Origin of the sequence: Ralstonia pickettii, from assembly GCF_016466415.2 — a bacterium.
GTDB classification, from domain to species: Bacteria; Pseudomonadota; Gammaproteobacteria; order Burkholderiales; family Burkholderiaceae; genus Ralstonia; species Ralstonia pickettii.
In genome coordinates, this window is record NZ_CP066771.1 from 1,624,079 (window position 1) to 1,646,734 (window position 22,656).

Below are 22,656 nucleotides of genomic sequence, written 5' to 3' on the forward strand. Positions count from 1 at the left end.
GCAGTTTCGTGCGAGACTGCCCCATTACGCCAACGCCGGGCACCGCTTCTTCCCATGTATATCGTCGCCATCGCGTGGCTCTATGTCGTGCTGATGATGTCCTTGACTGAGCAATCTTGGGTTGCCGGCATCGGCACATTTGTCTTCTACGGCGTGGCGCCGCTATCGCTCTTCCTGTGGATTGTCAGCACGCCGGCGCGCAGGCGGCGCCGGAAAGCCCAGGAAGCTGCGCAGGACAAGGCGGACACCACCGCCACATTGAGCAGCGACACAGGCGACGGCGCCGCCTGAACGCTTACTCGGCGCGCCAGATAAGCGTGGCCATACGGCCTGTGATGCGCTCCCGTCGGTATGAATAGAAGCGCTCGGCGTCCATCATCGTGCACAGGCCGCCGCCGTACACGTCGGTACAACCAACCCGCGCCAGCCGCAGCCGGGCCAGCGCATACAGGTCGGCAAAGAACTTGCCAGCCGATACGCCCTCCCGGAACGCCGCTTCCGTGGCAGGCAGTTCGCCGGGCCTGACGGCGTCGATAAAGGCTTGACGCACTTCCTCACCCACTTCAAAGCATGATGGTCCGATGGCGGGCCCCAGCCATGCCAGCCACGTGGGATCGGCCTCCTGGCCGCTGGCACGCAGCCGCTGCATCATGGCGTCGAGCGTGCGCTCGATCACGCCGCCACAGAGACCACGCCAGCCCGCATGCGCGGCGCCCACAGTGACGCCGCGGGCGTCGCTCAGCAAGACAGGCAGGCAATCGGCCGTCATGACTACGCAGACGCGATCCCGCCAGGACGCCACCGCCGCATCGGCGACCACAGGCGCTGACGTACCAACGAGTTGATCAAGATCAGCCACATCGGTGCCGTGCACCTGTTCCATCCATGTTGGATCGGCGGGTAGCGCTGCACGCAAGATGCGGCGATTCTGATCAACGGCTTCGGGCGCGTCACCGACGTGCTGGCCGAGGTTCAGGCCACCCGGCAAACCGCCGGCCAAACCGTAAGGTCCTGTACTGACGCCACCCAGGCGCGTCGTGGCCAGCGCCTTGACGCGAGGATGCGCAGGCCAGTCGGGGACGATCCAGTCAGTTGACATCGGCATCGGGGTCCAGGTCGAGAGCTTCCAGCAGATCGGCAAAATCGTCGGGCACGCCGGCTTCCCAGTGCACCGATTTGCCCGATGCTGGGTGCACGAGCCCCAGGCGCACTGCATGCAGCGCCTGCCGCGTAAAAGGCACCGGCAACTGCGCCTTGATCGTCTGCGGCTGGCCACGTCGGAAGTTGCGCGTGTAGACCGGATCGCCAAGCAACGGATGCCCCTCCGATTCAAAGTGCACACGAATCTGGTGTGTACGGCCGGTCTCAAGCTGGCAACGCACCAGCGACACCTGGGCGCGCCCGAGGTCGACCACGTCCAGCGTCTTGAAATGCGTCCGCGCCGGCTTGCCGCTGGCCGTCTCGATGATGGCCATGCGCGTGCGGTCGCGCGGGTCCCGGCCGATCGGAGCATCGATCGTGGCTTCTTCCGGCGTTTCGCCCCACACCAGCGCGAGATAAGTCCGCTTGACGGTACGTGCCTGCAATTGGCGCACGAGGTCGGTCTGCGCAGGCAGCGTACGGGCGACCACCATCAGGCCGGAAGTGTCTTTATCGAGGCGGTGAACGATGCCGGCACGCGGCAACTCTACGGCGTCGGGATAGCGGTGCAGCAGGCCGTTGAGTACGGTGCCGCTCCAGTTGCCCGCGGCGGGATGCACCACCAGCCCGGCAGGCTTGTTGATGACGAGCAGCGTGTCGTCTTCGTACACCACATCCAGGTCGATGGGCTCGGCGACGAAGGCGTTTTCGTCGGCCGCGCGTTGCGGGACGACTTCGATGCGGTCACCGCCGGAGATCGCCGCACGCGGGCGCACCACCTCACCACGCAGGCGCACCGCGCCGGCATCAATCCATTGCTGGAGGCGGCTGCGCGAATAGTCGGGCAGCAGCTTGGCAAGCGCCTTATCCAGGCGTTCGCCGTGCATGGTTTCCGGAATCTCTATGATGATCGGCTCGGCTGCCTGGCCCGCACCGGCGGCAGGCAAATCGAGCGCCTCATCATCGAGGGCGTCTTCCGTCTCCGGCGCAGTGAGGGAAACGTCAGCCAGTGCGTCGTCTGACACAGGGCTTGGGCTATAATGCTTGATGCGATTTTTCATTCAGAAAAGGTGCCCATGTCGGTCACGAGCGTAAAGCAGGCGCGTATTGTTAGTCGAATTGGCAATCGAATCCGCGCGCAAATCGGAGCAGTGTTGATGGCAGGCGTTGCATGCCTAGCTATCTCGGCCTGCGGCATCCTGCCGGAACAGCAAGACGAAACGGCTGGCTGGTCAGCCAACAAATTATATTCCGAAGCGAAGGACTCGCTCGACGGCGGCGACTACGCCAAGGCGGTCAAGTACTACGAAAAGCTCGAAAGCCGCTATCCGTTCGGCCAATATGCCCAACAGGCCCAGATCGAGACCGCCTACGCCAACTACAAGGATGGCGAGACGGCTGCCGCACTGGCCGCCGTGGACCGCTTCATCCAGTTGCACCCCAATCACCCCAGCGTCGATTACGCCTATTACCTCAACGGCCTGATCAACTTCAACGACAACCTGGGCTGGCTCGGTCGCTTCTCGAACCAGGACTTGAGCGAGCGCGACCCGAAGGCCGCACGCGCCGCGTACGATGCGTTCAAGACGCTGTTCACGCGTTTCCCGAACAGCAAGTACACGCCGGACGCCACCCAGCGCATGCAGTACATCGTGAACGCGATGGCCGAGCATGAAGTGGGCGCCGCACGCTACTACTACCGCCGCGGCGCCTACCTGGCTGCCGTCAACCGCGCGCAGGACGCCATCAAGGATTACGACCGCGCCCCGGCAGTGGAAGAAGCGCTGTACATCATGATGAAGTCGTACGAAGCGCTGGGCATGAAAGACATGCGGGACGACACCGAACGCATCATCAAGCAGAATTACCCGAAGAGCGATTTCCTCGCCTACGGCCAGCGCAAGAAAGACAAGCCCTGGTACCAATGGTGGTAAGCAGCGCTTGAGCAGTGTCAAGTCCTGCCATAGGTTGACACAGTGCTCAGTCAGCGAGCGCCCGATGCACCGCATCGGGCGTTTTGTATTTCAAGGCCAGATGAGGCCGTTCGTGGTTGTAGATATGCACGGCCTGCGCCACCATGCGTGCGGCCTGCTCTAGGTCGGCGGGGCGCTTGAGCAGCAACTCCCCTTTGAGGATGCCGTTGACCCGTTCGGCCAGGGCATTCTGGTAGCAGTCGTAGCCGTCGGTCATGGAGCACGTGATGCCGTGCCGCTGATGGATGCGCTGGTACTCGGCTGAACAGTATTGGATGCCCCGATCCGAGTGATGAACCAGAGGCTGTCGCGTATGGCGCGTCTTCAGCGCCATCTTCAACGCCTGGGCGACCGACTCGGCATGCAGGCTGTCATGCACGCGGTAGCCCACGATCTTGCGCGAGTAGGCGTCAGTCACCAGACTCAGGTACGCACAGCGCTGGGCGGTCGGCAGATAGGTAATGTCGGCCACCCAGACCTGCTCCGGCCCGGTGGGGATGACCTGGTTCGGGCCGTCCTTGAGCAGATTGGGATGGCGCCGGAAGCGATGATGACTGTGTGTGGTCTTGTGATACGCCCGCTGCGGCACGACCAGCAGCCGGGCTGCACGCAGGATATCGAACAGGCGATCCCGGCCAACCTGGATGCCTGCCTCGGCCAGGGGCGTGCGCAGCACGTGCTGGAGCTTGCGCGTACCCAAGCGCGGCTGGCGCAGCCGTAAGTGGTTGACCAACGCACAGACCTTGGCCTCACGCGCGCTTTGCCGTGTCTCGCTTTGCTGGCGTTTGTAGTACGCCTGGCGGCTGATGCCAATGTAGCGGCAGGCCCTGCCCACACTCAGCCCTTGGACGAGCTTTTGCGTGAGGACCTGCCCGAAGGCTTTTTTACGACGCGCGCCCCATGCTCTTTCTGGATCACGTCGATCACCGCCTCGAACAGGCGTGCCTTCTCTTGGGCCTCCCGCAACTGCACTTCCAATTCCTTGATGCGCTGCTCTGGCGTGAGCGACTTGCGCTGGCTGCTTTGATTTTCCATCGTGGTTTTGGCCTCCGCTGAGGCGCTCCAGTCCTGTCGTCCGTGCTTGCGCAACCATACCAGCACCGTCGAGCGACCCTGAATGCCATAGCGTCGCTGTGCCTCTTTGTAGGTCAGCTCGCCTTTTTCCACCTGCTCAACCACTGCCAACTTAAAAGCCAGCGTGTAGTCCCTCTGCGTTCGCTTCTTCTGCCCTTCCATCTTGACGCTCACTCCCTGTCGGGGAAAAAGTGTCAACCTTATTCAGGACGGGTCAGCACAGAAAAAAGCCCGGTCGATTGGCCGGGCTTTTTGTTTGTTCGTGCAGATCAGTCATCCGTTTCGGTCGGCTGCGGAACATCCGCATCCGGCCGCAGGGAGCGCAGGAATTCGGCCGCCGTCTCGGCTTCGCGCGTACGCTTGAACGGCGGCAGGCTCTGCCAGATCTGGCGACCGTAGTTTTTCTCGACCAGCCGCGGGTCGCAGATCATCAGCACACCGCGATCGGTCTCGGACCGAATCAACCGCCCTGCGCCCTGCTTGAGCGTGATGACTGCGTGCGGCAACTGGTGGACGGCAAACGGGCTCAGCCCCTTTTTCTCCAACGCCTCCATGCGGGCACTGAGCACTGGGTCATCGGGCGGGGCAAACGGCAACTTGTCGATGACGACCAGCGAGAGCGCATCGCCGCGTACGTCCACCCCTTCCCAGAAACTCTGGCTACCGATCAGCACCGCGTTGCCGAGCGCGCGGAAGCGGTCCAGCAGTTCCGTCCGGCTGGCCTGCCCCTGCACGAGCAGTGGGTAATCCCAGCCCCGTTGCGCGAATTCGTCCGTCAATCGTTCGGCGGCGCGGTTCACGGCGCGCAGCGTCGTGCATAGAAGGAAAGTCTTGCCGCCCGCCGCTTCGATCAGCGGCAAGGTTGCGTCGAGCACCGCATCGGTAAAGCGCGGATCGCTCGGCTGCGGCAGATCGCGCGGCACATAGAGCAAGCCTTGCGATGCATAGTCGAACGGGCTGTCGAGCGTCATCGATCGGTCACGATCCAGGCCCAACTGCGCGGCATAGTGCGTGAAGTTCCCGCGCACCGACAGCGTAGCCGAGGTGAAGACCCACGCGCGCGGCTGGCCGGCACGCTGGCGCGAAAAAATCGGCGCGATCGACAATGGCGTCAGATGCAATTGCACGGAGTTGGCGAATACCTCGACCCAGCGCACACGTTCGTCGACAGGCGCCGCGCTTTCGCCCTCCTTGCCCTCGTCGTCACCTTCCTTCTTTGGCGCCTTTGGCGGCTTGGGATCGACCCACGCCTCAAGCTTCTCGCACAGCGCCACGGCGCGGCGATGGCATTGCTCGATGGTCTCCGCGCGTTCCGCCTGGGCCTCCAGAGCGCCGGTAAAGTCGGAAAGCGCCTGCTCTAGCTTCGGCAGCACCTCGTAGAACGGCTTGGCGATCGCCGCGTCGTTGTCGATCTGCTTGATCGACAAGCGTGAGCCATCCTGGCGGAAGACCAGGCGTAGATCACGCGCGGCACGCTCCAGCGGCGCGGCAATCGCGACCCAATCCACCGCATCGCGGGCATGCGAAAGGCCTTCGGCCACGCTGTCGCGTGCGAGTTCGAGAATCTGGTTCGTGGAGATGGTCTCGCCAAAGAACAACGTGGCGGTTTCTGGCAGCTGGTGCGCTTCGTCGAAGATGATCGTGTTGGCGGCGGGCAGCAACTCCGCCATGCCGGTGTCCTTCAACATCACGTCTGCAAAGAACAGGTGATGGTTCACCACCACCACGTCGGCCTGCTGCGCCTCCTTGCGGGCGCGCATGACGAAGCAGTCTTTGTAGTATGCGCAGTCCGAACCCAGGCAGTTGTCGCGCGTGGACGTGACGAGGTTCCACACCGGCGCGTTTTCGGGCACGCTGGCAAGTTCGGCCTTGTCTCCCGTTTTCGTTGTCTTCAGGAACAGATTGATCTGCCGCAGCCATGCGGCATCCTGGCGAGAAGAGAGACGCCCGTTCTGCGACGTGCGCTCGACGTGGTAATGGCAGACGTAGTTGGCGCGCCCCTTGAGCAACGCCACCGACACCGGTGCATTGAGCGCCTTGCGCACCGTCGGGATGTCACGCAGGAAAAGCTGATCCTGCAGGTTCTTCGTCCCGGTGGAGACGATCACCTTGCCGCCCCAAAGCATCGCGGGAACAAGGTAGGCGTACGTTTTGCCCGTGCCGGTCCCGGCCTCGACGATGATCGAATCGGCGGCTTCGATGGCGTTGGCCACGGCCTGCGCCATCGTCAGCTGCGCACTGCGGGGCCGGTACCCCTCGATACCCTTGGCGAGCGTGCCGTCGTCGGCGAACAGCGTCGACAGCTCCGCATGATGCGCATCGGCAGGTAGAGAAGCGGCGGGAGCCGAAACGTCGCCGGCAGCGGCGTCGGAGTCAGCCGACGGCTCGGCCAGCGGGGAAAGCGAAGTCAACGCGGAATCCGTGGGGTCAAATGACGGAGGCCGCACGTGATTGCGGCCTCTCGGGATGAAAATCGAACCAAGTTCGGGCGGGCGCTAGGCCGGCACGTCCGGCTCAAGCTGCAACTGTAGCAGGGTGATGGTGTCCTTGAGTTTCAGGCGGCGTTTCTTGAGGCGGCGCAGCTGCAACTCGTCGTGATTGGCAGTCGTCGCCAGCCGGTCGATCAGGAAATCCAGATCGCGGTGCTCGATCTGCAATTCAATGATGCGACGCGAGATCGTATTCAGATCGCTGTCCATCGCTTTCCTCCCGGAAACCCGGCCTTGGCTGAAGTTTAGAACCCCAGCGGACTGGTGTTGTTCTGGTTTTGCTGGTTGCGGCGCTTGGTTTGTTCGCGGCGTTCCTCCAGTTCCTTCTGGCGCTTGGCCGCGTCTTGCTGCTTTTCCTGGAATTGCTTGGCGCTTTCCGCACGCTTGGCGGCATTGGCTGCGCCCTGCTCCTGTGCGGCTTTCAGCTTGGCGTCGTAATCTGCCTGCTTCTTGGTTGCGGCCTGCGCGTTGGCCGCACGCTGCGGCGCTTGCGCCTGGCGCTGCGCCTCATTCAGGCGCTGCTGCTCCTGCTTGTTCTCAAACTCGGAGCGATTCTTCTGCTCGGCGGCTTCGCGCTGCGGGCGCTCGGCATTGTATTGGGCTTCGCGGATGGCGCGCTCCTGATCGCGACGGGCAGCGCGGTCGGCACGTTCGGCCTCATCCAGCGCAAGCTCGCGCTCGCGGATGGAGTGCAGCTCTGTGCGGCGCACATCCTTGGCCTTGTCGATGCAGCGCGTAACGAGGAACTTGCCGTAGCAAGCGCGCTCTGCCTCGGCGTACCGATACTCGGCCCAGGATTTGGCGCTGTTGATGCGATCGTGCTCAGCGCCGAAATCGGGGGACGTGGCGGGCGCTGCAGCGGCGGGCGCAGAGGCCAGCTGCGACTGACTCCATGCGGGCGCGCCAAACAGCGCGACGCTGAGCACGGACACCGGCAGAACCAGACGGGAAGCGATGCGCGCGGCAGCGCGGCGACGGGCAGAAGACGGAAGCGTAGGCATAGCGCGCATTTTATCACCGCGCCTGTGCGGCAAACGCCGCGCGGCCACGGATTTACGCTCAGGAACAGGGTTCGCGTTGTGGCAAAATGCGCGGCTTTCCATCGCACTCTCTGGAAGCAATGACTGATTCCGTGTTGCAGAAGATCGTCTCCCGCATCGCCACTGAACTGGCGGTCCGGCCGCAGCAGGTTGCCGCCGCCGTGCAACTGCTGGACGAAGGCGCCACCGTGCCTTTCATCGCGCGGTACCGCAAGGAAGTGACGGACAACCTGGACGACACGCAACTGCGCAACCTGGAAGAGCGCCTGCTGTACCTGCGCGAACTGGAAGACCGCCGCGCGGCCATCCTGGCTTCCATTGAAGAGCAAGGTAAGCTGACCGATGCCCTGCGCACCGCCATCGAGGCGGCCGAGACCAAGCAGGTGCTGGAAGATCTCTACCTGCCCTACAAGCCCAAGCGCCGCACGCGCGCCCAAATCGCCCGCGAATGCGGCCTGGAGCCGCTGGCCCAGGCGCTGCTGGCCGACCCCACGCTTGATCCGCAAACCGAAGCCGCCAAGTTCGTGAACGGCAACCCGACCGCCGATGGCGGTGTGCCGGACGTGAAGGCAGCGCTGGACGGCGCGCGCGACATCCTCTCCGAGCAGTTTGGCGAGACGGCGGAGCTGCTTGGCAAGGTGCGCGACCACCTCTGGAACCAAGGCCAGGTGTCGTCGACCGTGGTGGAAGGCAAGGAAACTGCCGAAGAAGAAAAATTCCGCGATTACTACGCGTACAGCGAGCCGATCCGCAACGTGCCCTCGCACCGCGCGCTGGCCCTGTTCAGGGGCCGCAACGCCGGCGTGCTGTTTGTCAAACTCGGATTGGGCGAAGAACAGGATGCCCTGACCCCGCACCCGTGCGAGATCATGATTGCCCGCCATGTCGGCATCGAAAACAAGGGTCGCGCGGCTGACAAGTGGCTGTCAGACGTGTGCCGCTGGTGCTGGCGCGTCAAGGTGCAACCGCATATCGAAACCGAACTGCTCACGCAACTGCGTGAGTCTGCCGAGGCCGAGGCCATCAAAATCTTTGGCCGCAATCTGCACGATCTGCTGCTGGCGGCACCGGCTGGGCCGAAGGCCGTAATGGGCATCGACCCCGGCATCCGCACCGGTTGCAAGGTGGCCGTGGTCGACCACACCGGCAAGCTGCTGGAGACGGCCACCATTTATCCGCACGAGCCGCGTCGCGACTGGAACGGCTCGCTGGCCACGCTCGCGCGGCTGGCGAAACAGCATGGGGTGGCATTGGTCTCGATCGGCAACGGCACGGCAAGCCGTGAGACCGACAAATTGGTGCAAGACCTGATGCGCAACGCCCCGGAGCTGAAGCTGACCAAGATCGTGGTGAGCGAAGCTGGCGCGTCGGTGTATTCGGCATCGGAATTGGCCGCCAAGGAATTCCCGGAACTGGACGTGTCGCTGCGAGGGGCGGTGTCGATCGCACGACGCCTGCAGGACCCGCTGGCGGAACTCGTGAAGATCGACCCGAAGTCGATCGGCGTCGGCCAGTATCAGCACGACGTGAACCAGCGCGAGCTGGCACGCGCGCTGGACGCCATCGTCGAGGATTGCGTGAACGCGGTCGGCGTGGATGTGAACACAGCCTCTGCCCCACTGCTGGCGCGCGTATCGGGCCTGAACTCCATCCTCGCCAAGAACATCGTCGAGTATCGCGATGCCAACGGCGCGTTCGCCAACCGCGACGCGCTCAAGAAAGTCCCGCGCCTGGGCGACAAGACGTTCGAGCAGGCCGCAGGCTTCCTGCGCATCAACGACGGCGACAATCCGCTGGATCGTTCCTCGGTGCACCCGGAAGCGTATCCGGTAGTCAAGCGCATTCTGGACAGCATCAAGAAGGGCATCGGCGACGTGCTCGGCAACCGCGAGGCACTGCGTGGCCTGACCGCCCGTGACTTCACCGACGAGAAGTTCGGCCTGCCGACCGTGGTCGACATCCTCTCCGAACTGGAAAAGCCCGGCCGCGACCCGCGCCCCGAGTTCAAGACGGCGACGTTCCAGGACGGCGTGGAAGACATCAAGGACCTGCAGCCCCGCATGGTGCTCGAAGGCGTGGTGACGAACGTGGCGGCGTTTGGCGCCTTTATCGACATCGGCGTGCATCAGGACGGCCTGGTACACGTGTCGGCGCTGTCGACGAAGTTCGTGCGTGACCCGCATGAGGTGGTCAAGCCGGGCCAGATCGTCAAGGTCAAGGTGATGGAGGTGGACGTGAAGCGCAACCGCATCGGCCTGACGATGCGCCTGTCGGATGAGCCCGGTCAGGCGGCCGCGCGCACCGGCAACGGCGACCGCCCGAGCAGCGGCGGCAGTCGCCACGGCGGTCAGCAACGTCGTGCGCCGGAACCGTCCGGCGCCATGGCAGAAGCGTTCGCCAAGCTCAAGCGCTAGTGCGCATTCTGTTGAGCGGAACCCGCCCAGTTTTCCGACTCGGCGGGTTTTTTCATGGCCGCGTGCGGGCCGTTACAAGTCCTTACGCGCATGGATCTTTGCTAACACTCATGCGTCGTCGGCCCGTCTTTTCGGCCCGTTAAGGTGACACAGGCGCACCGCCTGGGACCCACGAGGAGAAACGCCATGAAGACGAGCCACACCCTGATTGCCGCCCTGCTTGCTGTTGCCGGTACCGCCGCTTTCGCGCAGACCACGCCCGTCCAGCAAGTTCAGCAAGACAATCAGCAGATTCGCCAGGACAACCGTGACATCCGCCACGACAACCGCGATGTCCGCCGTGATCGCGCGGACATCGGCGCCGACAAGGCCGCATTGAACGCCGATCGCGCCGCCCGCAACGCCGATCAACGCCGCGAAGACCGCGACCTGGCCAAGGGCAACGTCGCGGGCGCCGAATACTGGAACAAGAAGCGCGCCGAAGAGCAGCATGAAGTCAACGCGGAACGCCGCGACCTGCACCACGACCGCAAAGACCTGCGACACGACGTCAAGGACCGCAACCACGACGTCCACGCCCGCAACGACGAAGTCCGCGAGCGCAATCACGCCGCTGCGAAGATGTAATTGCAGCGCCGCCCCAACAAACAAAGCGGCCCGTGCGTCTCTCTCGCACGGGCCGTTTTGCTATGCAGCGGTAGGTTGATCAGATCTCGACCTTGGTACCCAGTTCCACTACGCGGTTGGCCGGGATGTGGAAGAAGTCCGACGGCTTGGCGCCGTTCTGATGCATCCACGCAAACAGGCGCTCGCGCCACATCGACATACCCGGCAGCTTGGACGGCACCACCGACTCACGCGCGATGAAGAACGATGTATCCATCAATTCACAGCGCGTGCCGATCTGCGGCTGCCCCAGTTCGAGCACGCGGTATACGTCCGGCGTTTCCTTGAAGCCGTAATCCGCCTTGACGATGTAGATGCCGCTGCCCAGATCGCGCACGGACACGCGGTGCTTGTCGTCCACGTAGGGAATATCGCGTGTGACGAAGCTGATGAAGATCACGCGCTCGTGGAGCACGCGGTTGTGCTTGAGGTTATGCAGCAACGACACCGGCACGAATTCGGTATTGCCTGTGAGGAAAACGGCCGTGCCCTCGACCCGATGCGGCGGATGGGCCAGCAACCCAGCCAGGAACGGCTCGAGTGGGATGCCATCCTCGAGGCTGCGCGCACGCAGAAGCTTCTTGCCCTTGTACCAGGTCATCAGGAGGAAGAACACACCGGCGCCCAGCGTCAACGGGAACCAACCGCCATCGCGGATCTTCAAGAGGTTGGCGGCGAAGAACGCCAAGTCCACCACCAGGAAACAGACGCTCACGAGCGTCACCAGCGCCGGATGCCAACGCCAGACGGAGCGCATCACCACCGCGGCCAGCACCGTGGTAATGACCATCGTGGTCGTCACGGCGATCCCGTAGGCGGCAGCCAGGTTGTCGGACTTCTTGAACGCCAGCACCACGCCCACCACCAGGATCAGCAGCATCCAGTTGACCATCGGCACGTAGATCTGGCCGATCTCGGCTTCCGACGTGTAGCGAATGCGCATGCGCGGCACAAAGCCAAGCTGAATCGCCTGACTCGTCAGCGAGAACGCTCCCGAAATCACGGCCTGCGAGGCAATGACGGTAGCCGCCGCCGCAAGCACCACCATCGGGAGTTGCAGCGCTTCCGGCACGGAACGGTAAAACGGGTTTTCGATGGTGCTTGGGTCGGTCAGCAGCATGGCGCCTTGGCCGAAGTAGTTCACCAACAAGCTCGGCGCTACGATGAAGAACCACGCCCAGCGGATGGGTCGGGCGCCGAAGTGGCCCATGTCGGCGTACAGCGCTTCAGCGCCGGTCAGCACCAGAAACACCGAACCCAGCACGATGAACGCCTGCAGCGCATGGTCGTGCAGGAACGAAATCGCATACATCGGGTTGACGGCCACCAGAATCTGCGGCGCCTTCACCAGATTCATCATGCCCAGCGCGGCTAGCGCGGCAAACCACAGCAGCATCACCGGACCGAACAGCTTGCCGACGACCGACGTGCCGCTGCGCTGAATCAGGAACAGCGCCGCCAGGATCACGATCGTGATCGGCAGCACAAAGGGCGACAGCGCGGGCGCGGCGATCTCCAGGCCCTCCATGGCCGACAGGACGGAGATGGCCGGCGTGATCACGGCGTCGCCGTAGAACATGCACGCGCCGAAGACGCCCAGCATCATCAGCAGCGACATGCGCCGGGAATCGGTATTGGCCGTACGCAGCGACAGCGCCATCAGCGCGAGAATGCCGCCCTCGCCGTTGTTGTCGGCGCGCATGACGAACAGCACATACTTGAGCGACACCACGATCACCATCGCCCAGAACAGCATGGAGATGATGCCGAGCACCGCGGCACTGGAGAACGGAATGCCGTGATCGGGGCTGAAGCATTCCTTGAGCGAATACAGCGGGCTGGTGCCGATGTCTCCGAACACTACACCCACGGCGCCGATCACCATGGCGCGCAGGTTCACGTTGGTCTGGGGCGACCCGGTTGCTGTTAGAGCTTGACTCATGAACTTGGAAATCGGCCAGAGGGGTGGCCGCTCAAAAAATCGTGCATTGCACAATGAGGGCGGATTGTACTCCCCGGCTTCGTCACGCCAACCCCTCGAACGGCCATTCGTTGCCGCAGTGCATCACGGTGCGCTGCCACTCCGCCAAACTGTTTTGCGGGGCCGAAAAAACCTAGCCAAGGCATAAAAGCGGCGCAGAAGCCATATTTTCGGCTACCGATCGCCTCAGTCGGCGCACATGCCTCAGGCAATGCTTACTCTGCTGCACATAGCCGAAAGTAGAACAGCGGCCGACAGAACTTTGTAGGAAAATGCCGGACAAACCTTGATTGCAAACTTTGTTGAGCGACTGGTACCTAGCTGCTCGACGCTTCCCACCGGGGACAGCTTTGCCCCATTCATCCCTCCGCATCTTGGGCCGCTCCAAGCCCTCGCTGACCGCACTGATCGTGTTGCTGGTCGTGGCCGCCCTGTTGTTTGCGATCCCGCGCATGATCCTGCCGTGGGCGCAATCGGCCTTCCTGCAAAACCTCGACCCGGCGGTTTGGGCCGATTACGCGGGCCCATATGACCTGGCAGCCGCAGTGGTGGCCGCCAGCGCGTTCGTCATCTTCCTGCTCCGCCGCTAGGCGCCGCGCACCTGCCGCACTTGTTCTAACGCGCCAACGCGCGCGCGCATTCGGCAATCAGGGCCGGGCCGCGATAGATCAATCCCGTATAAAGCTGTACCAGTTGCGCGCCCGCGTCGATCTTCTCGCGCGCGTGCTCGCCCGCGAGGATGCCGCCCACGCCAATGATGGGCACCGCATCGCCCAGCAAACCATGCAAGGCGCGAATCACCCGCGTCGAGCCCTCGCGCACCGGCTGGCCCGACAAGCCACCCGCCTCTTCCGCATGCGCCAGACCGACGACCGCCTCACGGCTGATCGTCGTGTTGGTCGCAATCACGCCGTCCATCTTATGGCGCAGGAGCGCATCGGCAACGTTGGCAATCTGGTCATCGTCCAGGTCTGGCGCGATCTTCAGTGCCACCGGTACGTAGCGCTTGTGCTGATCTGCCAGGCGCTGCTGTGCTCCGCGTAGCGTCCCGAGCAGACTGTCCAGTTCGCTCGCGCCCTGCAGTTGACGCAGGTTCTTCGTGTTCGGCGACGAAATGTTGACCGTAACATAGCTTGCATGCGGATACACGCGCTCCAGGCAATGCAGGTAATCGTCGACAGCACGCTCGATGGGCGTATCGGCGTTCTTGCCGATGTTCAGACCCAGCACGCCGCCGCCCTCCCTCCACTTCGATGCCTTCACGTTGTTGATGAACGCATCGACACCGCCGTTGTTGAAACCCATGCGGTTGATCAGCGCATTGGCCTCCGGCAAGCGGAACATGCGCGGGCGCGGATTGCCCGGCTGCGCACGCGGTGTGACCGTGCCAACCTCAATGAAGCCGAAGCCGAGGGCGCCGAGCGCATCGATATACGCACCGTCCTTGTCCAGGCCGGCAGCCAGCCCAACCGGATTGGGAAACATCACGCCCATCACCGTGCGCGGTTGCGCGGCTACCCGCCCACCGATACAGCCCGAAAGCCCCATCGCGTGGGCCCGCTTGAGCTGATTCAGCGTGGAGTGATGCGCGTCTTCTGGGTCCATCGAAAACAGCAGCGGGCGGGCAAGCGGGTACAGGGCGTTGAGCACGGTCGGAATCAAGAGAAGAACGCGAAAGGCGGCATTGTAAACGGCCGGCACGCCGCAATGCATCGTGCGCGCCGCTTTCGAACATGACTGCGCACGATGTGTCTAAGAATCTAACGGCGCGTGGCGTCGCGGACCCTCTGCAGGGGCAGCATGCACCATCAATATGCACGTCGCGCGAAATAAGTGTTGCGTTGCCGCATAGGTTTCCCTATACTGTTTTATTCGACGGACGCGGGGTGGAGCAGTCTGGCAGCTCGTCGGGCTCATAACCCGAAGGTCGCAGGTTCAAATCCTGCCCCCGCAACCAGCCAAAGTAGAACGGCTCGCTCCAAGACCTGAGCCAAATCATGAAGCCCGCACACAGCGGGCTTTTTGCTTTTCTACGTTTCCACCCGTCGTTTTGCGTGCAACTCAGTCGATACGTGTGCCCCGCCCGAGCCACGCGGGACCGTATCGCCGCGGTGATACACTGAGACATTCCACCCGCGACGATTCCCCATGAAATTCTGTTCCAACTGCGGCCAGTCAGTCGTCTCGCGCATTCCTGCCGGCGACAACCGACTGCGCGACGTTTGCGACCACTGCAATACGATTCACTATGTGAATCCGCGCAACGTGGTCGGCACCGTGCCCGTTTGGAACGACCAGGTCCTCCTCTGCAAGCGCGCGATTGAGCCGCGCTACGGCTTCTGGACCCTGCCCGCCGGCTTCATGGAAATCGGGGAGACGACCGCCCAGGCCGCCAACCGGGAAACCGTGGAAGAAGCCGGCGCCAATGTTGAAATCGGCGAACTGTATTCGGTGCTCAACGTACCGCACGTGCATCAGGTGCATCTGTTCTATCTGGCCAAGTTGAACGATCTGGATTTCGCGCCGGGCGAAGAAAGCCTGGAAGTCGCACTCTTCAATGAGGCCGACATCCCTTGGGATGATCTCGCCTTCCCGACTGTCATCCACACGCTGCGCTGTTTCTTCGCAGACCGCGCGGCTGGCAAGCTTGCCGACGGCAGCTTCCGACTCCATACGCTCGACATCTACAAGCCGATGCGCTCCGCCGCGATAGACACGCCGGCCACGACGCCGTAACGCCCACCTCACGTTGTCTGCATCATGATCGCCTGGCTGGATCCGCATGATCCCTTCCCGCCGGTCGATCGTGCGCTGGGGCCGGAGTCAGAAGCGCCTGGTCTGCTGGCCGCAAGCGCCGAGCTATCGCCGCAACGGCTGCTGATTGCGTATCGGCAAGGTATTTTCCCGTGGTACGCCCAGGGCCAGCCGGTGCTGTGGTGGAGCACCGACCCTCGCATGGTGCTTCGCCCCGAAGACTTTCGCGTATCGACGACGTTCCGCAAAACGCTGCGCCGCGTGCTTGACGACCCCGCCTGGGAAATCCGCATCGACCACGGATTCCGAGAAACGATGGTGGCGTGTGCCACCACAGCCCGCCCCGGCCAGCACGGCACGTGGATCACCGAAGACGTTATTCAGGCGTACACATCCCTGCACCGCCGCGGCTATGCACACAGCGTTGAGGCCTGGTACGCGGGGGAACGCGTGGGCGGCTTGTACGGCGTGGCGCTCGGCCGCATGTTCTATGGCGAGTCGATGTTTGCGCATCGCACCGATGCTTCCAAAATCGCGCTGGCGGCGCTCTGCGCCTTCCTCGGCGGTCAGGGCGTCGCGATGATAGACTGCCAGCAGGAGACCGAGCATCTTGCGTCGCTGGGCGGCGCCCCAGTGCCGCGCGCGGCGTTTCTTGCACATGTGCGGGAAGCGGCCAATGCGCCGGCCATCGTGCCTTGGCACTTCGACAAATCGGTGCTCCGCCGGTGGACCGTGCGCAATGAGCAAGCTTAAGGAACTTCCCCTCTCAGCATTGCAGTTCTATGCAACCGCGCCCTACGCGTGCAGCTATCTGGATGGGCGCTTGGCGCGCTCCCAGGTCGCTACGCCGGCACATCTGATCAATGCCGACGTCTATTCGAAGCTTGTGCGCGCCGGCTTCCGGCGCAGCGGCATCTTCACCTACCGCCCTCATTGCGACGACTGCCATGCATGCACGCCATGCCGCGTCGTCGTTGACCAGTATTCGCCTTCCCGGGCCCAGCGCCGTGCCGCCGAGCGGCATCAAGCGCTGGAGGCGTTGGTTGCGCCACTCACTTATGTCGAAGAACACTACCAGCTCTACCTGCTGTATCAGTCGGTCCGCCATGCGGGCGGCGGCATGGATCACGACAGCCGCGATCAATACGAGCAGTTCCTGCTGCAGAGCCGCGTAAATTCGCGTTTGGTGGAGTTTCGCGAGCCGCCCGAATCGCCATCGGCGGGCAAGCTGCGCATGGTGAGCATGATCGACGTGCTCGAAGACGGGCTGTCGTCGGTCTACACGTTCTACGACCCGATCGAGCAAAAGGCGAGTTACGGGACGTACAACGTTCTGTGGCAGATCGCCCAGGCGCAGGGGCTGGATCTTCCCTACGTCTATCTCGGCTACTGGATCGAACAGAGCCGAAAGATGGCCTATAAGGCGCACTTTCAGCCGCTGGAACTGCTCGTCAACGGCGAGTGGCGGCGGTTTGAAGACGTGGCGCCGCAGGCCGCGGAATGATCAGCGCGACGTGCGGTCGATCCCGACGTCGACCACACCGTATGCGCTGATATTGGAGCTCTGGCTGTATTGATCGCGCGAAGTCGTGCACCCTGCCAACGCGCCAGCTGCGCAAGCCAACCCAGCCGCCCAGAGTGCAGTGCGTTTCCACCAAGTGGTTTTGTTCATGAGGTCGATTCCTTTCAGGGCGTGGTCGAAAGCTGCTCGGCAAGCGCCGTGTTGTTGGCCCGGACCATTCCGGGAATCAGGAACACGTCCACCAGCACCCACAGCCCGCCGATAACCGCTAGCACCCAGCCTGCAGTGTTACCCATGTCACGAAATGCGAGCCATGTGCCGCCGATGTTGGCGATGGCCTGCGCGATACCGCTGCCCGGACGCTTCAGGTAGAAGCGATGCGCCCCCAGGAAGCCCAGCAAAAACCACCACAGGTAAGCCACGCCCGAACTTTTCTTCTGGGCGTCGTACAGCATGATTTCGCGGGCGGTCTGGTTCATGGCATTGGCTGACACGGGAATAAGCGGTCAGACACTAGCACGCATCCCGCGTTCCATGTCGCCTCCCAATTACATGCTGGCGAGCTTGGCCTCGGCCTTGTCCGTCCACAAGCGCATTTCGGCCAGCAACGACGACGGCGAGAAAGAGCAGCTTTCCTCGCCAAACGACACCGCCATATCCAGCCGCTGCAGCAAAGAGCGTCGCACCTGATCGTACGCCGGCGGCAAGATCGCCAACGGTGCGAGCACGGCATCGTGGCGCCACTGCGTGAGCAAGTGTGGCAAATCGGCCGACTTTGCGTGTCGATCGAGCGCGTCGCGCAGCGTTTGGAGAGATTCAGCGGAGGTCATGCTCGGGCCTTCTTTTCACGGTACAGCTCACGGAATGTTTTGCCTGCGGGGGCCGGCATGTCGCGTGTGTCGGTCCATCCCTTGCCGACCGGCAGCGAGTGGATCAGCTTCTTGTCACCGCCCATCCAGCGCAGCATGCGCGCTGCCACCCAGGTGCCGGCGGAGTAAAACGCCGGTCGCTTTGCCATGAAGCCCCACACGCGCAAGCCAAGGCGTTCCGCTTGCGGGCGAAGTTCGCGCTCCATTTGTTTTTCGCGCAGCGTGCGCAGCAGATCCGACAGCGGGATCGACGCAGGACACACGCGATTGCATTCACCGCACAGCGTGGCCGCTTGCGGCAGATCCAGCGCATTTGACAGCCCAACGTAGCTCGGCGTCAGTACGCTGCCCATCGGGCCCGGATACACCCAGCCGTACGCATGGCCACCAATCTTCTGATAGACCGGGCAATGGTTCATGCAGGCGCCGCATCGAATGCAGCGAAGCATCTCCTGGAATTCGCCGCCGATCAGGCCGCTGCGGCCGCCGTCGACGATGACGAAGTACATATGGTCGGGGCCATCTTTCTCGCCGGGCGCGCGCGGGCCCGTGAGCAGCGAGAAATAGTTCGAGATCGCCTGCCCAGTGGCCGAGCGTGGCAGCAAGCGCATGACGGTGGCCAAGTCTTCGAGCGTCGGCAGCACCTTCTCGATGCCCGTCACGGCAACGTGCACGCGCGGCATGATCGTGCACATGCCTTCGTTGCCCTCATTGGTGACGATCGCCACGGAACCCGTCTCGGCAATGATGAAGTTGCCGCCCGTCACGCCCATGTCAGCGGACAGAAACTCGGGCCGCAGCACTTCGCGCGCCTCACGCGTCATCTCGGGAATGTCGGTCAGACGCGGCTTCTTGTGCGTCTTGGCGAAGAGATCAGCAATCTCCTCTTTATCCTTGTGCACTACCGGCGCAATAATGTGCGACGGCGGCTCGCTATCGTTGATCTGCAGGATGTACTCACCCAGATCGGTCTCGATGCTCTGCACGCCCATCTCGCCGAGCACCTGGTTCAGGCGCATCTCTTCGGTCACCATCGACTTGCTCTTGATGACCTTCTTGACGTCGTGCTGGCGGGCGATCTCTGCGACCAGGCGAGCGGCATCGGCCGTGGTTTCGGCAAACAGCACCCTGGCGCCACGGCGCGTCGCTTCCGCCTCGAACGTGGCGAGCCAGACGTCGAGGTTTTCCAGCGCACGGTTGCGGCGCTCCTTCAGCGCTTCACGCATGGCCGGAAAATCAATGTCCTGGATGGCCGCCGCGCGTGCGGTGACGAATTTGGTCGAGAGCTTGGTAAGGTTCTGCTGCAGGCGCTTGTCGGCGAGCTTCTGCTCGGCGCGTGCTTTGAATTCCATGCTGCGGACTTGCATGTGATTGCGTCTCCGTCGTGTTCGTGGCGTTGCGATTTACGCGTCGCCGGCGAGGACTTGCGCAATGTGCAGCACGCGCGTGTGCGTGTCGCCCGTACGGCGCAGCCGGCCTTCGATGTTGAGCATGCAGCCCACGTCGCCGAGCACCACCGCATCGGCGCCGCTGGCCTTGATGTTGGCGCATTTCTCATCCGCAATCGCGGTGGAGATATCGCCGTACTTGATCGAGAACGTGCCGCCGAAACCGCAGCAAGCCTCGCATGCAGGCATCTCGGTCAGTTGCACGCCCGGAAGTTTGCGGAGCAACTCGCGCGGCTGCGCTTTCACGCCAAGCTCGCGCAGACCGGAGCACGAATCGTGGTACGTCACGTGGCCGTGAAACTCCGAGTCGAGCGCTTCGATGCGTGCCACGTTGACGAGAAAATCGGTCAGCTCGTACACACGCGGCGCAAGGCGCTCATAGCGGCCCGCGAGTTCCGGATCGTCGCGAAAGAGATCGGCGTAGCCCTTGCGGATCATGCCGCCACAAGAACCGGACGGGACGACGACGTAGTCGAACTGCTCCAATTCCTTGAGCGTTTTCTCGGCCAGGTCACGGGCCAAAGGGCGATCGCCGGAGTTGTAGGCGGGCTGCCCGCAGCAGGTCTGCGCGGGCGGCACCACCACGTCGTAACCGGCCTTTTCCAGCAGCTTGAGCACTGAAAACCCGATCTCGGGCCGCATCAGATCAATCAGGCAAGTGACGAACAAACCTACGCGCATGGGAGTCTCGTGTGTTCTGCTGGAAGCCGCCATTATGCGCCTGCTGCCTCGCCTGGCGCGGGTCCGCGGGCACAGAACTTCTTCATGTCGATGGTGAGTGCGCTTCACGAGGTGGCGCCAAGCACAGTTGCTGGCCGACCGAGAAAGCCTTCGAAAATACACGGAATCATGCGTCGGGATGGTGCGCATTTTCACATCGTGGGATAGAATTTTGCATCGCATCCGCAACCCACTGCACCCATGGCAGAAGCAGACAAGGACCCCGGCAAGACGTCTATCCAGGTCATCGAACGCATGATGATGCTGCTCGACGCGCTTGCCGATCACGCCGATCCGGTCAGCCTGAAGGCGCTGTCGGCCAGCACCGGCCTGCATCCGTCCACCGCGCATCGCATCCTGAACGACATGGTGGCTTGCCGCTTCGTCGATCGCTCCGACCCGGGCAGCTACCGTCTCGGCATGCGTTTGCTGGAACTTGGCAACCTGGTCAAGGCGCGCCTGTCGGTGCGAGAAGCGGCGCTCGCGCCGATGCGCGCCCTGCACCGACTGACCGGCCAGACCGTCAACCTCTCGGTGCGTCAGGGCGATGAGATCGTCTACATCGAGCGCGCCTATTCCGAGCGCTCTGGCATGCAAGTCGTGCGCGCCATTGGCGGCCGCGCGCCGCTGCATCTGACTTCGGTTGGCAAGCTGTTCCTGGCTGCTGACGAACTGGGCCGTGTGCGCGCCTATGCGACTCGCACGGGCTTGTCTGGCCACACCCGCACCTCCATCACGGATTTGCCCAAGCTTGAACGCGAACTCAACTGGGTGCGCACCAACGGCTACGCGCGTGACAACGAAGAACTGGAACTCGGCGTGCGCTGTATCGCTGCCGGCATCTATGATGATTCGCGGCGTCTGGTCGCGGGCTTGTCGCTATCGGCACCGGCAGACCGGTTGCAGGACAGCTGGCTCGACAACCTCAAAGACACTGCACTGCAAATCTCAAAAGGGATGGGCTACACGCACGAGGACGATACGGTGCGCGCAGAGTAAGCCGCTGGCGTTGACCAACAAAAAAGCGCGCTCGATGACGCGCTTTTTTGTTGGGCGATGCCGCGGCTCAAGCGCCGTGCTGGTCCGAAGCCAGCACGGTTGCCGGCTGCGTGGACACCGGCACATTCCGCAACGGCGCTGCCGCCTGCGTGGCCGGCTCGATGTGCGGATTGCGCTCCAGCCAATTGCGCACGCGCGTGGCGTCTGCAAAACGCGTGAGGTTGCCGGCCGAATCCAGGAACACCATCACGACGTTGCGGCCATGCACGTTGGCCTGCATAACCAGGCAGCGGCCTGCCTCGTTGATGAAGCCGGTCTTCTGAAGACCGATATCCCACTCTCCGCCGCGCACCAGACGGTTGGTGTTGACGTAGTGGAGCGTGCGCCCGTTGGCGCTGACCGTATGTTCAGGCGTGGTCGTGAACTGCCGAATGAGCGGTACCTTATAGGCCGCCATCACGATCTTGGCAAGATCCTGCGCGCTCGATACATTGCTGCTCGACAGGCCGTTCGAATCGACATAGTGCGTGTCGTTCATGCCCAGCTCGCGTGCCTTGCGGTTCATGGCGGCAACGAATGCCGGACGACCGCCCGGATAGTTGCGGCCAAGTGCAGAGGCCGCACGGTTTTCCGACGACATCAGCGCCAGCAGCAGCAGGTCTTCGCGCGTGAGCATCGTGCCGAAGCGCAGGCGCGAGCCCGTGTTGCGCTCGTAGTCGCGATCTTCATCGGTAATTTCCAGCAGCTCGTCCATCGGCTGATGTGCATCGGTCACGACCAGTGCGGTCATCAGCTTGGTGATCGAGGCGATCGGCAGCACGGCCGACGAATTCTTCTGGAACAGCACTTCGCCGTTGTTCTGGTCCATCACCAGCGCGACGGAGGAGCGCAGCGCCAACGCATCGGGCGTCGCACGCAGGCCCATCGCTTCACCTAGCGTCGGCGATGCCGGCACAAACGCGGCGCGCACCGGACGAGCACCACGCTCAACCATGATCACGCGGCGCTTGCCCTTGACGGTGACGACCTTGCGGACTTTGCTGGAGGCGACTTCATCGCTGCTCGCAGCCGCGACATTGGCGCTGGCCTTGCGATTAGCGACGGTCTTGCCTTTGGATTTGGCTTTCTTGCTGGCGGCGGGTTTTTTGTCGGTCGTGGCAGCGTTGGCCACGGTAGTGACAGAGACGGCAGCGAGCGCGACGGTCATCAGCGAAACAAAGCCGAGACGTCGAAAAAATGAGGAAACAGACCGTGACATGGTTCGATCACCCGCGCGTGAGATGGCGCAAGTGTAGGCAAAAACAAAATTCTTAGCAAGATGAAGGACTTAGCTCACGGCCTTAAAGTTTGACCTGTGGAGCCTTATCATTCGGTCATCATTTCGACGCAATTGTCTGCTCATGCAGGACTGCAATCGCGAAAAAAGTTGCGCAAGGCGCACATAACGCTCAGCGAGGAATCACCAACGGATTCTGGAAGTCCCCCGTGAGTTCCGTCGCGCTTGGCGACAAACACGGTTGACAACCGGCCCCAACGGTCCCTAACAACACGCGGGCGTCATAATCCG

General features: G+C 62.9%; 22 protein-coding genes, 1 tRNA gene and 1 pseudogene. 10 read left to right on the plus strand and 14 right to left on the minus strand.

Going from position 1 to position 22,656, the window contains the following annotated elements; translation table 11 throughout:
* Positions 1 to 54: 54 nt before the first annotated feature.
* Positions 55 to 291 carry a hypothetical protein gene (locus RP6297_RS07660; RefSeq protein ID WP_009240762.1) on the plus strand — a complete coding sequence of 79 codons (237 nt, stop codon included), beginning with the start codon at positions 55 to 57 and terminating at the stop codon, positions 289 to 291.
* A gap of 4 nt (positions 292 to 295) precedes the next feature.
* Here RP6297_RS07660 and pgeF read toward each other — a convergent pair whose 3' ends face one another.
* Both pgeF and RP6297_RS07670 read right to left on the minus strand, forming a co-directional pair.
* A complete protein-coding gene (pgeF, locus tag RP6297_RS07665; protein WP_004627107.1) occupies positions 296 to 1,105 on the minus strand; it encodes a peptidoglycan editing factor PgeF in 810 nt (269 codons plus the stop codon).
* On the minus strand, positions 1,089 to 2,201 hold the full coding sequence (locus tag RP6297_RS07670; RefSeq protein ID WP_009240763.1) for an RluA family pseudouridine synthase: 1,113 nt from the start codon (positions 2,199 to 2,201) through the stop codon (positions 1,089 to 1,091). Before RP6297_RS07670 ends, pgeF begins: the two co-directional genes overlap by 17 nt.
* A gap of 15 nt (positions 2,202 to 2,216) precedes the next feature.
* Here RP6297_RS07670 and RP6297_RS07675 point away from each other — a divergent pair, with 15 nt between their 5' ends.
* Positions 2,217 to 3,074: an outer membrane protein assembly factor BamD gene (locus RP6297_RS07675; RefSeq protein ID WP_037028599.1), complete on the plus strand. Its 858-nt coding sequence runs from the start codon at positions 2,217 to 2,219 to the stop codon at positions 3,072 to 3,074.
* A gap of 58 nt (positions 3,075 to 3,132) precedes the next feature.
* Here the strand turns inward: RP6297_RS07675 and RP6297_RS07680 are convergent.
* From RP6297_RS07680 to RP6297_RS07695, 4 genes and pseudogenes are all read right to left on the minus strand, one after another.
* Positions 3,133 to 4,349 (minus strand): annotated as a pseudogene (locus RP6297_RS07680) (IS3 family transposase); the annotation flags it as partial.
* A gap of 107 nt (positions 4,350 to 4,456) precedes the next feature.
* Complete coding sequence (locus RP6297_RS07685) at positions 4,457 to 6,598, minus strand: ATP-dependent DNA helicase (protein ID WP_171924785.1); 2,142 nt, start codon at positions 6,596 to 6,598, stop codon at positions 4,457 to 4,459.
* A gap of 84 nt (positions 6,599 to 6,682) precedes the next feature.
* Positions 6,683 to 6,886, minus strand: coding sequence for a DUF465 domain-containing protein (locus RP6297_RS07690; RefSeq protein WP_004627116.1), 204 nt, complete (start codon positions 6,884 to 6,886; stop codon positions 6,683 to 6,685).
* A 35-nt stretch (positions 6,887 to 6,921) separates the two neighbouring features.
* Positions 6,922 to 7,686 (minus strand): hypothetical protein, encoded by a 765-nt coding sequence (locus RP6297_RS07695; RefSeq protein ID WP_009277604.1) that lies wholly within the window; start codon positions 7,684 to 7,686, stop codon positions 6,922 to 6,924.
* 110 nt (positions 7,687 to 7,796) lie between these two features.
* On the opposite strand from RP6297_RS07695, the gene RP6297_RS07700 reads away from it, so the two are divergent.
* Positions 7,797 to 10,130 carry a Tex family protein gene (locus tag RP6297_RS07700; protein ID WP_009240767.1) on the plus strand — a complete coding sequence of 778 codons (2,334 nt, stop codon included), beginning with the start codon at positions 7,797 to 7,799 and terminating at the stop codon, positions 10,128 to 10,130.
* Positions 10,131 to 10,316: 186 nt separating this feature from the next.
* Positions 10,317 to 10,757, plus strand: coding sequence for a hypothetical protein (locus RP6297_RS07705; RefSeq protein ID WP_009240768.1), 441 nt, complete (start codon positions 10,317 to 10,319; stop codon positions 10,755 to 10,757).
* Between the two features lie 79 nt (positions 10,758 to 10,836).
* On the opposite strand, the gene RP6297_RS07710 is transcribed toward RP6297_RS07705, so the two are convergent.
* The gene (locus RP6297_RS07710; RefSeq protein WP_009240769.1) at positions 10,837 to 12,738 is read right to left on the minus strand and encodes a potassium transporter Kup; all 1,902 of its coding nucleotides are present in this window, start codon (positions 12,736 to 12,738) and stop codon (positions 10,837 to 10,839) included.
* 389 nt (positions 12,739 to 13,127) lie between these two features.
* Here RP6297_RS07710 and RP6297_RS07715 point away from each other — a divergent pair, with 389 nt between their 5' ends.
* The gene (locus RP6297_RS07715) at positions 13,128 to 13,367 is read left to right on the plus strand and encodes a hypothetical protein (protein WP_009240770.1); all 240 of its coding nucleotides are present in this window, start codon (positions 13,128 to 13,130) and stop codon (positions 13,365 to 13,367) included.
* 25 nt (positions 13,368 to 13,392) lie between these two features.
* Here RP6297_RS07715 and RP6297_RS07720 read toward each other — a convergent pair whose 3' ends face one another.
* Positions 13,393 to 14,427 (minus strand): quinone-dependent dihydroorotate dehydrogenase, encoded by a 1,035-nt coding sequence (locus tag RP6297_RS07720; RefSeq protein ID WP_009277602.1) that lies wholly within the window; start codon positions 14,425 to 14,427, stop codon positions 13,393 to 13,395.
* Positions 14,428 to 14,657: 230 nt separating this feature from the next.
* Between RP6297_RS07720 and RP6297_RS07725 the strand changes: the two genes are divergently transcribed.
* The 4 genes from RP6297_RS07725 to RP6297_RS07740 all read left to right on the plus strand — a co-directional run bounded on the left by RP6297_RS07725 (position 14,658) and on the right by RP6297_RS07740 (position 17,035).
* Positions 14,658 to 14,734: transfer RNA gene (locus tag RP6297_RS07725), tRNA-Met, on the plus strand.
* Between the two features lie 191 nt (positions 14,735 to 14,925).
* The gene (locus tag RP6297_RS07730) at positions 14,926 to 15,513 is read left to right on the plus strand and encodes an NUDIX hydrolase (RefSeq protein WP_009240772.1); all 588 of its coding nucleotides are present in this window, start codon (positions 14,926 to 14,928) and stop codon (positions 15,511 to 15,513) included.
* Positions 15,514 to 15,537: 24 nt separating this feature from the next.
* Positions 15,538 to 16,284, plus strand: a complete 747-nt coding sequence (aat, locus tag RP6297_RS07735; protein ID WP_009240773.1) for a leucyl/phenylalanyl-tRNA--protein transferase — start codon at positions 15,538 to 15,540, stop codon at positions 16,282 to 16,284.
* A complete protein-coding gene (locus tag RP6297_RS07740) occupies positions 16,271 to 17,035 on the plus strand; it encodes an arginyltransferase (RefSeq protein WP_009240774.1) in 765 nt (254 codons plus the stop codon). The genes aat and RP6297_RS07740 overlap by 14 nt, the downstream gene beginning before the upstream one ends.
* On the opposite strand, the gene RP6297_RS07745 is transcribed toward RP6297_RS07740, so the two are convergent.
* The 5 genes from RP6297_RS07745 to RP6297_RS07765 all read right to left on the minus strand — a co-directional run bounded on the left by RP6297_RS07745 (position 17,036) and on the right by RP6297_RS07765 (position 20,051).
* Complete coding sequence (locus RP6297_RS07745) at positions 17,036 to 17,203, minus strand: hypothetical protein (protein WP_009240775.1); 168 nt, start codon at positions 17,201 to 17,203, stop codon at positions 17,036 to 17,038. It abuts the gene before it with no gap.
* Between the two features lie 14 nt (positions 17,204 to 17,217).
* Positions 17,218 to 17,532 (minus strand): TM2 domain-containing protein, encoded by a 315-nt coding sequence (locus tag RP6297_RS07750; RefSeq protein WP_009240776.1) that lies wholly within the window; start codon positions 17,530 to 17,532, stop codon positions 17,218 to 17,220.
* 69 nt (positions 17,533 to 17,601) lie between these two features.
* A complete protein-coding gene (locus RP6297_RS07755; protein WP_009240777.1) occupies positions 17,602 to 17,883 on the minus strand; it encodes a hypothetical protein in 282 nt (93 codons plus the stop codon).
* On the minus strand, positions 17,880 to 19,289 hold the full coding sequence (locus RP6297_RS07760; protein ID WP_009240778.1) for a LutB/LldF family L-lactate oxidation iron-sulfur protein: 1,410 nt from the start codon (positions 19,287 to 19,289) through the stop codon (positions 17,880 to 17,882). Before RP6297_RS07760 ends, RP6297_RS07755 begins: the two co-directional genes overlap by 4 nt.
* 36 nt (positions 19,290 to 19,325) lie before the next feature.
* A complete protein-coding gene (locus RP6297_RS07765) occupies positions 19,326 to 20,051 on the minus strand; it encodes a (Fe-S)-binding protein (protein ID WP_009240779.1) in 726 nt (241 codons plus the stop codon).
* Between the two features lie 240 nt (positions 20,052 to 20,291).
* Here RP6297_RS07765 and RP6297_RS07770 point away from each other — a divergent pair, with 240 nt between their 5' ends.
* Positions 20,292 to 21,089, plus strand: a complete 798-nt coding sequence (locus tag RP6297_RS07770) for an IclR family transcriptional regulator (RefSeq protein WP_009240780.1) — start codon at positions 20,292 to 20,294, stop codon at positions 21,087 to 21,089.
* Between the two features lie 67 nt (positions 21,090 to 21,156).
* On the opposite strand, the gene pbpG is transcribed toward RP6297_RS07770, so the two are convergent.
* Entirely contained in the window at positions 21,157 to 22,347 is a 1,191-nt protein-coding gene (pbpG, locus tag RP6297_RS07775) for a D-alanyl-D-alanine endopeptidase (RefSeq protein WP_009277601.1), read from the minus strand.
* Positions 22,348 to 22,656: the final 309 nt, after the last annotated feature.